We start from the raw sequence: 12,063 nt of genomic DNA, 5'->3' as shown, positions 1-12,063 counted from the left end.
ACCCTTGGAGACATTCAGAAGGTTTCCCAGTCATCCTCGTTCAGCGAGGACTTTGGCGCATTGCGGGCAGGCGCGGATTCGCCCGCCATGGACCCGCCCATCAAGGAGCGCGGAGCCGCCTGCCTGGGTGCCGGCTGGGCGGCCACACGGCCGGCAGGTGCCTGGCGCGCTGGTGCGGCAGCAGCGGCCTTGACTGGGGCGGCGGCACGGGAGACAGTCTTTGGCGACGGCTCGTAAGCCGCTGCGCCAGGCAGCTGAAACACCGCCACGGCCTGGACCAGATCCTGTGCCTGCTTGCGCAGCGCACCGGCGGCGGCGGCGCTTTCTTCGACCAGCGCCGCATTCTGCTGCGTCGTCTGATCCATCTGCGTCACCGCCTCGCCCACCTGGGCCACACCCTGGCTCTGCTCCTGGCTGGCGGCACTGATTTCGGTCATCAGGTCCGTCACCCGGCTGATCGCCGACACGATGTCGGCCATGGTGGCTCCGGCCTTGTCCACCAGTTGCGTGCCCTGCTCCACACGTTGCACGCTGGTGTTGATCAAGGCCTTGATTTCCTTGGCAGCTTCGGCGCTGCGCTGGGCCAGGGTGCGCACCTCGCCCGCCACCACGGCAAAACCACGGCCCTGCTCGCCGGCACGCGCCGCTTCCACGGCCGCATTCAGCGCCAGGATATTGGTCTGGAAGGCGATGGAGTCGATGACGGTGATGATGTCGGCAATCTGCTGGCTGCTGTTGTTGATGCCTTTCATGGTCTCCACCACTTCGGCCACCACGGCTCCGCCCTGCGCTGCCACCTGGGAAGCGTTCACGGCCATCTGATTGGCGGCACGGGCGTTGTCGGCGTTCTGGCGCACGGTGGAGCCCAGCTGCTCCATGGAAGCGGCGGTCTGCTCCAGTGCACTGGCCTGCTCCTCGGTGCGGCTGGAGAGATCGGCATTGCCCGAGGCAATCTGCGAACTGGCCGAGGCCACGCCTTCCGCGTTCTGGCGTACCGTGCGCACGGTCTGCACCAGACTGCTTTGCATACGCTCCAGGGCGCCCAGCAGGCGACCGGTTTCATCCTCTCCCTCCACACGAATGACGCCGCTCAGATCCCCATTGGCCACGCGGTCCGCAGCCTGTACCGCCTGCTCCAGCGGCGCACGGATGGAGCGCACCAGCCAGATGCCTGCGCCCAGGGCCACCAGCACCGCAATTGCTGCAGCCACGACCAGCAAGCTCACGGCGCGGTCGTAAACCTGCTCCGAAGCCCGCGTCTCGCTTCTTGCCACATCACTGTTGAACTTGATCAGCTTTTGCAGGGTCGCCGAAGACGCGTCGTAGAGCTTGAGAGACTCGCCTCCCAGCAATTGCTTGGCCTGTTCCTTGTCGCCGCTGCGCGAGACCTCGAACAACCGCTTGTTCACCTCGACATAACGCTCCCGCTCGTGCAGGAACTGCGTGTAGAGCTCGCGCTCCTCGGCCGTGAGAATCAAAGGCTCGTAGAGCTTTTTGGCCTCGGCCAGATGTTTCTGCAATTGATCGAACTGGCTTTCCACCTGAGCCAAATAACCGGGCTCCTCATTATTGACATGCCGCAACTCGAGCAAGCGGGTGCGCGCCAGGTCGGTATTGAGGGTATTGATCACTTCCACACTGGGCAGGGCGTTGCCGGTGATGGTCTCGGCACTGGAGCGCATGGAGCGCAGCTGCAGCAAAGCCATGGCGACCACCACGACCAGCAACACGACCAGAATCCCGAACGTGCCGAGAATCCGCGTGGAGATTTTGATGCTTTTCATTGATTGCACCTCCCTCTATTACCAATTAGTTTTTTATAAATACTTCTGTTGAATCCAGGCCTGCGAAGCGCACGAATTCACTTTTTTCTGCTCGATCGGGAAATATCTCTCTGAATGGCACACAAGAGATGGAATGAACCGGATACCGGCTTATATATTTTCAATTGTTTCCAGTTTCATAATCCTTGCCTATCTTCAAGAGCCTACAAATACGTAGGCAACCACTTACATCACCCCATTAGTTACTAGTAGTTACCAATGGCCGTGACGGGGAATTTTCGATGCCGCCACAAGTTACATAGCTTTGAAAAAGCACCAAGCCACCCCTCTTCTTGATCAATATCAAGACAGTTTGGAGAAAGCTTGCAAAAAACCCCGACAGCTTTCGCTATCGGGGTTTTGAGACAAAGGTCATTGAAACCGGAAAATCCTCAGAACTGCTCCCAGTCCTGGTCGCTTCCCAGAGCGGGCTGAGCCGCGGGAACCGCCTTGACCTGCCCCTGGCCGGCCAACGCAGCGACTTGCGGGCCTGCGCTCTTTGCGACCTTGGCCACTGTGGGTTCTGTCCGGTTGTGCAGAGCCGCCTTGGCAAAGCCCTGCGCCTGATTGCCGAGCTGAAAGATTGCCACCGAATCGACCAAGGCCTTGGCCTGGCGCTGCAGGGAGTCGGCCGCCGCGGCACTTTCCTCCACCAGGGCCGCGTTCTGCTGCGTGGCCTGATCCATCTGGGTGATGGCTTCGCCGACCTGGGCCACACCCTGGCTCTGCTCGCTGCTGGCGGCGCTGATCTCGCCCATGATGTCCGTCACGCGGCCGATGGCCGTCACGATTTCGGCCATGGTGGCCCCGGCCTTGTCCACCAGCTGCGAGCCTTGCTCCACGCGCTCCACGCTGGCATGGATGAGCTGCTTGATTTCCTTGGCGGCTTCGGCGCTGCGCTGGGCCAGCGTACGGACCTCCCCTGCCACCACGGCAAAGCCACGGCCCTGCTCGCCCGCTCGCGCGGCCTCCACGGCTGCGTTCAGGGCCAGGATATTGGTCTGGAAGGCGATGGAGTCGATCACGCCGATGATGTCGGCAATCTGGCGGCTGCTGTCGTTGATGCCCTTCATGGTATCCACCACCTGGGCCACCACGGCGCCGCCGCGACCCGCGACATCGGAGGCGTTCCTGGCCATCTGGTTGGCGCTCTGGGCATTGTCGGCGTTCTGACGCACGGTCGAGCCCAGCTGCTCCATGGATGCCGCCGTTTCCTCCAGGGCGCTGGCCTGGCTTTCGGTGCGCGATGAAAGATCGGCATTGCCCTGCGCTATTTCGCTGGACGCCAGGGCCACGCCGTGGGCATTGCCGCGCACATCCTGAACCACGGAGGACAGCTGGCGACGCATGTCCTCCAGCGCGTTGAGCAGCAAGCCCATCTCGTCGCGGCGCTGGTTCTTCACCACCATGCCCAGCCTGCCGGCCGCCACGGCCTGCGCCAGCTCGACGGCCTTGGCCACGGGCGCCGTGATGGCGCGTGTCATCGCAATCCCGACCACGGCGGCAAACAGCACCACCAGCGCCAGCGTACCGAGCAGCCAGTAGCGAGCCAGCTCGAAGCTGGATTTTTCGGCTTGCTGGGCCTGGGCCGCGTTCTCGAGCTGCAGCGTCATCAGCTTGCCCGTGCTTTCCGCCAGCTGGCTGAAGGCCTGCTCGGACAGGCCGGCAAAGAACAGGCCCAGTTCATCGGCCATGCCGGCCTGGCTGTCCACAGTGTTGTAGTCGCCGTCGCGGGCCCGTGCCAGCAACTGCTGATGCAGCTTCAGGAAATTCGCCTTGTTGGCCTGATAGCCCTCATAGGCCTCGCGCAGCGGCTGGCTGGCAATCAGCTCATGGACCACCTTCTCCTGCTCGGCAATGGTCTTCAGGCGCTGCTGGATCTGCTGCTCGTAGCCTTCGATCTCGACCAGAGTGCGTGCGGTGGCGATGCCTGCCTCATGGCGGCGCAGCCGGTTGTACTCGGAGCGCATGGAAGCCGCGTTGTAGACGCTGGGCAGCGCCACCTCGGATACCTCGCGGCCCGCTGCATGAATGCTGGACAGCTGCAGCCAGGCCACCAGCCCGAGCAATGCAGACAACAGCACCAGCGCCGTGAAGCTGATGCCCAACTTGGTCCCCACGCGCCAGTCCGAAATCTTCCAACTCATGCGCATCCCCTCGTATATATCGATGCAGGCAATAAAAAACGCACCAAGCGAGGTCCGCCGGGTGCGTTTCAAATTGTATAGATGCAGATGGCGAGGCTTCTCTGCAAGTAAAGGTTAGAGACCCTTTACTAGTTTGGATCAGCCCTTGTAGTTGGCGATACCGTCCACGATTTCCTTGTGTGCCGCGTCCACGCCCTTCCAGCCCAGAACCTTGACCCACTTGCCCTTTTCCAGATCCTTGTAGTGCTCGAAGAAGTGGGCGATCTGCTGCAGGGTCAGCTCATGGATATCGCTGAGGTGGTTGATCTTGTCGTAGGAAGGCAGCAGCTTCTGTGTGGGAACAGCCAGAACCTTGCCGTCGACGCCGGACTCGTCTTCCATCTCCAGAATGCCGATGGCACGGCAGGGCACCACCACGCCGCTGGGCAGGGGGAAGGGAGTCATCACCAGCACGTCCACGGGGTCGCCGTCGCCAGACAGGGTCTGGGGCACATAGCCGTAGTTCACGGGGTAGTGCATGGCAGTGCCCAGGAAACGATCCACGAACAGGCAGCCGGATTCCTTGTCCACTTCGTACTTCACGGGAGCCGAGTTGGCCGAGATTTCGATGACGACGTTGAAGACTTCAGGCGTCTTGGAGCCGGGGGTCACATTGTTCAGAGACATGATGGTTGGGAGAAGTAATACAAAAAGCCCGCCAGAGCCGACAAGGCATCGGCACCTGAGGGTCAGCCCGCGATTTTAGGCGCATGACCCTAACGCTGGCATTACATGTTTGAAAGCTGGGTCCTCAGCGATGCATTACAGGCGACTGGCAGTGGCCGGAATATCCATAAAAAGGCGATTTACCCTTTACCCGACAATGCTTTTAGCTCTCAGCAACCGAGCATCATGCATTCACAGGCTGGCGACGGCGCACGGGACCGCCGCGCTGCTCCACTGCCGCCTGCACCTCCTTGCGCAGCCCGAGCGCAAAGCCCAGTTCGGCCACCACAAACAGCGGACCAATCACCAGGCCCATCACATCGTCAAAAAACGCTGGCTTGCGTCCCTCCCAGTAGTGGCCCACGAACTGAATCACCCATCCGAGCGCGAACAGGCCCAGCCCCCAGGCCAGCCAGCTGCCCATGGGCTGCGCGGCAATGGGCGCCGCCAGCGCCAGCATGACGGCCAGCACCACGCTCATGAACAGGCCGTAGCGCCCGTCCAGCCGCCAGTAATACACCGCGGCGGCAAGCGCTGCCAGCAGGGCCAGCGAGATCGGCATACCACCCAGCGCACCCCATTGCAGCCTGGCCAGCAGAATGACCACCGCCTGCATGATGAGGGGCACGCCAATGTAGTGCGTGACGATATTGCGCGGGTCGCGGTGGTAGTCGGCGTAGTTGGACAGTTGATCGATTAGGGTTTTCATCGCTGTATCTCCTGGTCGCTTGTCAGAGCATGGTGGCGCAGCATCAACCTTGCCGTCTGTCATGCCACCGACACAAGCGCTAATACCCTCACCCAGGCCTGCACTGGCCTCCGTGCCCCCTGCACGCAAGCGCGGCAGCTTCGAGCATGTCAACTCCAATGACCTCTGGGCCATCGTGCAGGCCGGTCGCTGGTTCCGCTCGCTGCCGCCAGAATTGACCGCCCAGATGCAGCAACTGGCCCAGCCAAGGCTGCTGGCCGCCGGCGAGTGGCTGTTTCGCCGCGGCGATGCCCCTTGCGGCCTGTATGCAGTGGCCAGGGGCTCGCTCAGCATCTCCGGCACGGCAGCGCTTCAGGAAAACACCCGCACGGCCTTGCTGACCTTGATCGAGCCGCCGAGCTGGCTGGGCGAGATCGCCCTCTTCGACGGCGAGCCCCGCACCCACGACGCCTGCGCCAACACCGCCTGCGCCCTGCTGCACATCCCGATACCGCCGCTGCGCGAGTGGCTGGATGCCAATCCGCATTGCTGGCGCCACATGGCCCTGCTGCTGACGCACAAGCTGCGTGCCAGCCTGATTGCCCTGGAGGAGCAGACCGTGCTGCCTGCACCGCAGCGCGTGATGTGCCGTCTGGTGCAGATGGCCATGGGCCACGAGCAATGGGCCGACCGCATGCGCACCCACCGCGAGCTGGCCGTCTCGCAGGAGCAGATCGCACGCATGCTGGGCCTGTCCCGCCAGACCACCAACCAGATCCTGCAGGAGCTGCAGCAGGCCGGCTGGCTGCAGCTGCGGCGCGGCAAGCTGGAGGTTCTGGACCTGGCCGCACTCAAGGCCGCAGCACTCACCGGGCAGATACCCGCGAGCAGCTAGGCGCTCGCCGCCTGGCTCGGAGTCGCCCCGCTGTCGGCTTGGTGCTGGACAAGCCTGCTATCTCTTTGATAATGAAATCGGGTCTGGCGCACCAGACCCGCTTCAAGATCATCGCGGGCGATCCAGCCAGGTTCCGACATGCCGTCGTCGCCCGCCATAACAACGGATACCCCATGCCCCTGCCTCCCAGTGCCAGCCGCACGCCAGCCCCCATCCACATGCGCGACGTCAAATACCGGGGCTATGCCCGTGATGACGGCATGTGGGACGTGGAAGCCGAGCTGATCGACCAGAAAACCTATGACATCGAGCTGCACGGCCGCCGCAAAGTGCCGGCAGGCAAGCCGATTCACCATATGTGGATCCGCCTGACCATCGATGCCGACATGGTGGTGCACGGCATAGAGGCTGCCATGGACGACCACCCTCTGGGCCACTGCCCCCAGGCCACAAAGTCCATGCAGAAGATGGTGGGCTGCTGCATAGCTCGCGGCTGGCGCCGCGCGATTGCCGACAATCTGGGCGGGGTGGTGGGCTGCACGCATCTGCGCGAGTTGCTGTTCAATATGGCAACGCCCGCATTTCACACCGTGCTCAACCAGTTCGGCACCAATGGCTCGGGCCTGCCGCCACGCCACCTGGGCCAGTGTCTGGGCTGGGACTTCAACGGCCCCGGCGTGGCAGAGTTCTACCCCGAGTTCAAGGACTGGAAGCCGCAGGCTCAGCAGCAACTCAGGGAAACCACCACACAAGCCTGATTCACAATACCGACAAGTGCTACCAGCTATCAATTTTGATAGCCCACAACAAGCCCGCAGCCGGCCCGGACTTCGCTCTTGCGGCACAATCGAGCCCATGGCAGAACGTGTGATCCCCTTGGTCGATGAGCGTGCGGCATCCCGCAGCGCAATCGTCCCCAGCCCCCTGCAGGCCCCTACCGGGCTGCTGCAGGATCAATGGGGACGGCCTTTGCGCGACCTGCGCATCAGCGTCACCGACCGCTGCAACTTCCGCTGCAACTACTGCATGCCCAAGGAAGTTTTTGACAAGAACTACCAATATCTGCCCCATAGCTCGCTGCTGAGCTTCGAGGAAATTACGCGCCTGGCCAGATTGTTTGTCGCCCATGGCGTGCGCAAGCTGCGCCTGACCGGCGGCGAGCCGCTGCTGCGCAAGAACATCGAAGCCCTGATCGCCCAGCTGGCCGAGCTGCGCACGCCCGATGGCCTGCCGCTGGACCTGACACTGACCACCAACGCCTCGCTGCTGGCACGCAAGGCCCGTGCCCTGAAGGAAGCCGGCCTGAACCGCGTGACCGTCAGCCTCGACGGGCTGGACGACGCCGTGTTCCGGCGCATGAACGATGTGGATTTCCCCGTGACCGATGTGCTGGCCGGCATCGAGGCTGCGCAGGCCACAGGTCTGTCGCACATCAAGGTGAATATGGTGGTCAAGCGCGGCACCAATGACGACCAGATCCTGCCCATGGCCCGCTACTTCCGCGGCACGGGAATCACCCTGCGCTTCATCGAATACATGGACGTGGGTGCCACCAACGGCTGGCGCATGGACGAGGTACTGCCCTCGGACGAGGTCATAGCGCGTCTGCGCGCCGAGCTGCCGCTGATCCCGCTGGCGCCCAGCGCCCCGGGCGAGACCGCCGTGCGCTGGGGCTATGCCGATGCCAGCGGTCAATATGACCCGCAGCTGGGCGAGGTGGGCGTCATCAGCAGCGTGACCCACGCTTTCTGCGGCGACTGCAACCGCGCACGCCTGTCCACCGAGGGCCAGCTCTATCTGTGCCTGTTCGCCAGCCAGGGCTGGGACTTGCGCAGCCTGCTGCGCACCGGTGCCAGCGATGCCGAGATTGCTGCTGCCATCGCCCCCATCTGGCAGCAGCGCGACGATCGCTACTCGCAGCTGCGCAGCGAAATGCCGCCCGATATGGCGCCGCAGCGGCAAGGCCGGCGCATCGAGATGAGCTATATCGGTGGCTGACTCACGCATCCCCCCTGAGCAGATCACCGGCTGCGTGCTGGCCGGGGGGCGCGGCGCGCGCATGGGCGGCGTGGACAAAGGCCTGCAGCGCTTTCAGGGCTTGCCACTGGCACTGCATGCATTGCAGCGCCTGGCCCCGCAGGTCGGCCCCCTGCTCATCAATGCCAATCGCAATGCAGCGGCCTATGCCGAGCTGGGCCAGCCACTGGCTGCCGAGGTCTGCGCCGACAGCCTGCCCGACTACCCCGGCCCGTTGGCGGGCTTCATGGCCGGCCTCGCGCATTGCCGCACGCCATGGCTGCTGTGCGTGCCCTGCGATACGCCGCTGCTGCCCCTCGATCTGGCGGCGCGAATGCTGGCGTCGCGCGGCGATGCCGATATCGTCATCGCTCACGGCTGGGATACCGAGCATGCCAAGCCGGGCCAGCCGCCGCAGCTGCGCGCCCAGCCCGTGTTCTGCCTGCTGCGGGCCCAGCTCGCCTCCAGCCTGGAGTGCTTCATCATCGGCGGCGGCCGCAAGATAGACGCCTGGACCGGCCAGCATCGCAGCGCCCAGGCCCTATTTGACCGCCCTGGGGACGAGCAGGCCTTCAGCAACGCCAATACGCTGGCCCAGTTGCTTGATCTGGAGCAAATCGCCACCGAGCGCCAACCCTGATTCACCGGCACGTCAAGCCAGAAGCGTAAAGTGCCACGCAGCCCCATGGCCGCATCCCGTCATGAGGTTTTTTATTTTTTTGCCGTTATGACTGCGACTTTTCAACCTGCCGCCTCCACCAGCGCCCAGACGCTGACCACTGACCAGGTACTGCAACAGCTACAGGCCCTGCTGCAGCCGCTGGGTGCGGTTGCCGAGGTGGAAACCGTCGCCCTGCCCGATGCTCTGGATCGTGTGCTGGCAGCCGATGTGATCTGCCCCGTCAATGTCCCTCCCCATGACAACAGCGCCATGGATGGCTATGCCTTTGCCAGCAGTGAACTGGAGCATGCACAGCCCGGCCAGCCACTGATGCTGCGTGTGGTGGGGACGGCTCTGGCCGGAGGGCCGTGGCAAGGCCAGCTTGGCGCGGGCCAATGCGTGAAGATCATGACGGGTGCGGTCATGCCTGTGGGTGCGGATACGGTAGTAGCCCATGAGCAGGCCAGCGCTGACCAGGAGTGCATTCGGTTTGACGGCTGTGCCCTGCAGGCAGGCACCAATCGTCGCCTGCGCGGCGAAGACCTGGAGCAAGGCTCTGTGGCGCTGCAGGCCGGCCAGCGTCTCACCCCAGCCGCCCTGGGCCTGCTGGCCAGCCTGGGACTGGGCCAGGTCAGCGTGCGGCGCAGGCTCAGCGTGGCTTACTTCTCCACCGGCGACGAGCTGCTGAGCCCCGGCGCCGAGCCGCGCGAGGGAGCCATCTACGACAGCAACCGCTTCAGCCTGCAGGCGCTGCTGCACCGCCTGGGCGCCCATGTGCTGGACCTGGGGGCCGTGCCCGATGAGCCGACCGCGCTGGAAGACCGCCTGCGCGAAGCAGCCACCCTGGCCGATGTGGTGCTGACCAGTGGCGGCATCAGCACCGGCGAGGCCGATCACACCCGCGCGATGCTGCAACGTCTGGGCACCGTGCAGTTCTGGCGTGTGGCCATGCGCCCCGGTCGGCCACTGGCGGTGGGTCTGCTCGCTCCCGCAGGCGGAATCTCCTTGACCAGATCGGCAGGCATCCCGATCAAGACAAGCGCAGGCGTCTCCCACAGTCAGAGCAATACACCACCTACCCAACGCCCGGCGGTGCTGCTGGGGCTGCCCGGCAACCCGGTGGCCGCCATGGTGAGCTTTCTGATGTTTGTGCGTCCGGCCCTGGCCATGCTGGCAGGCGAACGCGTCGCCCCCGTGCCATTGCTGCAGGCGATCAGCGGCGAGCGCCTGCGCAAACGCCCGGGCCGTACCGAATATCTGCGCGGCGTGCTCGAACTCGACAAGAAGGGCCAGGCCGCCGTGCGCACCACGGGCCCGCAAGGCTCGGGCGTGCTCAGCTCCATGGTCGCAGCCGACTGCATCATCGTGCTGGACGATGCGCGCGGCGATGTCCAGCCCGGAGAATCCGTCAACATCCTGCTGCTGCAGGGTCTGATCTGAAGACAGACTTGCCGTCTGATCCTCGACCCTCGATCCATTCTGGGAAATATTGCATGCCATACCAAGCCACCCACTGGGCCACAGAACCCACACGGCAGGCCATCGATGCGCTCAAGGGCGCGGACTTGCTGGAATTCGGCACCCCCTGGTGCGGCCACTGCCAGCGCGCCCAGCCGCTGCTGCAGTCCGCGCTGGCTGACCAGCCCGAAGTGGCGCACATCAAGGTGGAAGACGGCCCCGGCCGGCCGCTGGGGCGCAGCTATCGCGTCAAGCTCTGGCCCACGCTGATTTTTCTGCGTGACGGCAAGGAAATGGCACGCATCGTGCGTCCCGAATCCGAGCAGCAGATCCAAGAAGCACTGGCGCAGATCACGAACTGAGCCAGCGCAGCGGCTGGCTCAGCCGTTTTTGAGGGCCAGCTCCACGCCCTTGTTGGCCAGCGCATCGGCGCGCTCGTTGCCGGGGTCCCCGGCATGGCCCTTGACCCAGCGCCAGTCGATACGGTGACCGCTGCCCTGAACCAGCGCGTCCAGCTGCTTCCATAGCTCGACATTCTTGACTGGTTCCTTGGAAGCGGTGACCCAGCCCTTGGCCTTCCAGCCCTGTATCCACTCGGTAATGCCTTTGCGCACGTACTGGCTGTCCAGATACAGCACCACATCGCAGGGGCGCTTGAGCGCGGACAGAGCCTCGATCACGGCCTTGAGCTCCATGCGGTTATTGGTGGTTCCCAGTTCACCACCGAAGAGTTCCTTCTGCGCCGATCCGGCCTGCAGCAATGCGCCCCAGCCCCCAGGCCCGGGATTGCCCTTGCAGGCGCCATCGGTATAGATCACAACTTGATTCAATTTTCTTCCTTGTTACGCCAGAACATGTCCGGCGGCTGCTTCTGGGTAACGGGCGCCTTCATGCCAACCGGCACGCTGCTCTTGCGCCAGCTCGGGCTCATCATTCGCATGCCCTGCACGCGCTTGACGGCGACCACGCAATAGACGCCCCCCATCACCGGCCAGCAGCGGTGGCCCAGGCCTTCCATGAACTGCCAGCGGCTCAGCCACTTCTCACTTTGAGTGGCAGGACGATAACAGCCAAATTGCACGGCTTCGATCTCGAAGCTCAGCAATCGCAGCCAATCGCGCAAACGCCAGTAGCCCACGCCCAGGCTCAGGTCCGGCAAATAGCCCGCGCTGCGCTCCACCCGTCGCTGCAGACCCAGCAGACTGGAGGGATTCAGCCCGCTGATCACCAGCCGACCTTCCGGCACCAGCACGCGCGCAGCCTCGCGCAGCGCGGCATGCGGGTCGTTGGAGGCCTCCAGCGTATGCGGCATCAGCAGCAGGTCGAGGCTGGCCTCGGCAAAAGGCAGGGCTTCCGGAGCGGTCCTGAGCGCCGGCATCAACGGGGCAAAATTCTGCGTTTCTTCGGCGGGCGGCTGCGCCTGCGACACTCGGACCGCCGCCGCTTGCGCTACAGTGCCTGCTTTTGCATCCGGAACGGGATCGAGCCCCTCCAGCGCCAGCCAGCGATGGGGCATGCGGTTGCCGCGCAGGCCTTGCAGCTGCGGCAAGCCCAGTTGCAGGGCGTGGTAGCCAAAGATATCGGCCACCGCCTCGTCAAAGCGCTGCTGCTCCCATTCCAGGAGGTAGTGCCCTAGGGCTGAATCCGTCCAGTGATGCATCTCTATAATT

12 protein-coding genes are annotated in these 12,063 nt (G+C 64.0%); 6 read left to right on the top strand and 6 right to left on the bottom strand.

Annotated elements, in window-relative coordinates; all coding sequences use genetic code 11:
- Positions 1-14 precede the first annotated feature (14 nt).
- The 4 genes from FSY59_RS02900 to FSY59_RS02885 form a co-directional block, all read right to left on the bottom strand.
- Positions 15-1,784, bottom strand: coding sequence for a methyl-accepting chemotaxis protein (locus FSY59_RS02900; protein ID WP_003056658.1), 1,770 nt, complete (start codon positions 1,782-1,784; stop codon positions 15-17).
- A 431-nt stretch (positions 1,785-2,215) separates the two neighbouring features.
- Positions 2,216-3,970, bottom strand: coding sequence for a methyl-accepting chemotaxis protein (locus tag FSY59_RS02895; protein ID WP_003056660.1), 1,755 nt, complete (start codon positions 3,968-3,970; stop codon positions 2,216-2,218).
- 138 nt (positions 3,971-4,108) lie between these two features.
- A complete protein-coding gene (gene ppa, locus FSY59_RS02890) occupies positions 4,109-4,636 on the bottom strand; it encodes an inorganic diphosphatase (RefSeq protein WP_003056663.1) in 528 nt (175 codons plus the stop codon).
- 223 nt (positions 4,637-4,859) lie between these two features.
- Positions 4,860-5,384 (bottom strand): DUF962 domain-containing protein, encoded by a 525-nt coding sequence (locus tag FSY59_RS02885; RefSeq protein ID WP_148728431.1) that lies wholly within the window; start codon positions 5,382-5,384, stop codon positions 4,860-4,862.
- A gap of 61 nt (positions 5,385-5,445) precedes the next feature.
- Between FSY59_RS02885 and FSY59_RS02880 the strand changes: the two genes are divergently transcribed.
- The 6 genes from FSY59_RS02880 to FSY59_RS02855 all read left to right on the top strand — a co-directional run bounded on the left by FSY59_RS02880 (position 5,446) and on the right by FSY59_RS02855 (position 10,755).
- Positions 5,446-6,258 carry a Crp/Fnr family transcriptional regulator gene (locus tag FSY59_RS02880; RefSeq protein WP_003056666.1) on the top strand — a complete coding sequence of 271 codons (813 nt, stop codon included), beginning with the start codon at positions 5,446-5,448 and terminating at the stop codon, positions 6,256-6,258.
- 173 nt (positions 6,259-6,431) lie between these two features.
- Positions 6,432-7,016 (top strand): DUF2889 domain-containing protein, encoded by a 585-nt coding sequence (locus FSY59_RS02875; protein ID WP_050874987.1) that lies wholly within the window; start codon positions 6,432-6,434, stop codon positions 7,014-7,016.
- Between the two features lie 97 nt (positions 7,017-7,113).
- Positions 7,114-8,256 carry a GTP 3',8-cyclase MoaA gene (gene moaA, locus FSY59_RS02870; protein ID WP_148728430.1) on the top strand — a complete coding sequence of 381 codons (1,143 nt, stop codon included), beginning with the start codon at positions 7,114-7,116 and terminating at the stop codon, positions 8,254-8,256.
- A complete protein-coding gene (gene mobA, locus FSY59_RS02865; RefSeq protein WP_003056669.1) occupies positions 8,249-8,914 on the top strand; it encodes a molybdenum cofactor guanylyltransferase MobA in 666 nt (221 codons plus the stop codon). The genes moaA and mobA overlap by 8 nt, the downstream gene beginning before the upstream one ends.
- Before the next feature lie 87 nt (positions 8,915-9,001).
- A complete protein-coding gene (glp, locus tag FSY59_RS02860) occupies positions 9,002-10,375 on the top strand; it encodes a gephyrin-like molybdotransferase Glp (protein ID WP_050874927.1) in 1,374 nt (457 codons plus the stop codon).
- A gap of 53 nt (positions 10,376-10,428) precedes the next feature.
- A complete protein-coding gene (locus tag FSY59_RS02855) occupies positions 10,429-10,755 on the top strand; it encodes a thioredoxin family protein (protein ID WP_148728429.1) in 327 nt (108 codons plus the stop codon).
- Positions 10,756-10,773: 18 nt separating this feature from the next.
- Here FSY59_RS02855 and rnhA read toward each other — a convergent pair whose 3' ends face one another.
- Positions 10,774-11,223, bottom strand: a complete 450-nt coding sequence (rnhA, locus tag FSY59_RS02850) for a ribonuclease HI (RefSeq protein WP_003056672.1) — start codon at positions 11,221-11,223, stop codon at positions 10,774-10,776.
- Positions 11,220-12,053, bottom strand: coding sequence for a class I SAM-dependent methyltransferase (locus tag FSY59_RS02845; protein WP_003056673.1), 834 nt, complete (start codon positions 12,051-12,053; stop codon positions 11,220-11,222). The genes rnhA and FSY59_RS02845 overlap by 4 nt, the downstream gene beginning before the upstream one ends.
- Positions 12,054-12,063: the final 10 nt, after the last annotated feature.

It is taken from the genome of Comamonas sp. Z3 (assembly GCF_008121565.1).
GTDB lineage: Bacteria > Pseudomonadota > Gammaproteobacteria > Burkholderiales > Burkholderiaceae_C > Comamonas > Comamonas brasiliensis.
The sequence above is the reverse complement of the archived record's forward strand: the minus strand, read 5'-3'. Positions and strand labels throughout refer to the sequence as shown.

Bases quoted from the DNA above. Each gene is read 5' to 3' on its own strand.
- FSY59_RS02900 (WP_003056658.1), bottom strand. From the start codon at position 1,784: ATGAAAAGCATCAAAATCTCCACGCGGATTCTCGGCACGTTCGGGATT.
- FSY59_RS02895 (WP_003056660.1), bottom strand. From the start codon at position 3,970: ATGAGTTGGAAGATTTCGGACTGGCGCGTGGGGACCAAGTTGGGCATC.
- ppa (WP_003056663.1), bottom strand. From the start codon at position 4,636: ATGTCTCTGAACAATGTGACCCCCGGCTCCAAGACGCCTGAAGTCTTC.
- FSY59_RS02885 (WP_148728431.1), bottom strand. From the start codon at position 5,384: ATGAAAACCCTAATCGATCAACTGTCCAACTACGCCGACTACCACCGC.
- FSY59_RS02880 (WP_003056666.1), top strand. From the start codon at position 5,446: ATGCCACCGACACAAGCGCTAATACCCTCACCCAGGCCTGCACTGGCC.
- FSY59_RS02875 (WP_050874987.1), top strand. From the start codon at position 6,432: ATGCCCCTGCCTCCCAGTGCCAGCCGCACGCCAGCCCCCATCCACATG.
- moaA (WP_148728430.1), top strand. From the start codon at position 7,114: ATGGCAGAACGTGTGATCCCCTTGGTCGATGAGCGTGCGGCATCCCGC.
- glp (WP_050874927.1), top strand. From the start codon at position 9,002: ATGACTGCGACTTTTCAACCTGCCGCCTCCACCAGCGCCCAGACGCTG.
- FSY59_RS02855 (WP_148728429.1), top strand. From the start codon at position 10,429: ATGCCATACCAAGCCACCCACTGGGCCACAGAACCCACACGGCAGGCC.
- FSY59_RS02845 (WP_003056673.1), bottom strand. From the start codon at position 12,053: ATGCATCACTGGACGGATTCAGCCCTAGGGCACTACCTCCTGGAATGG.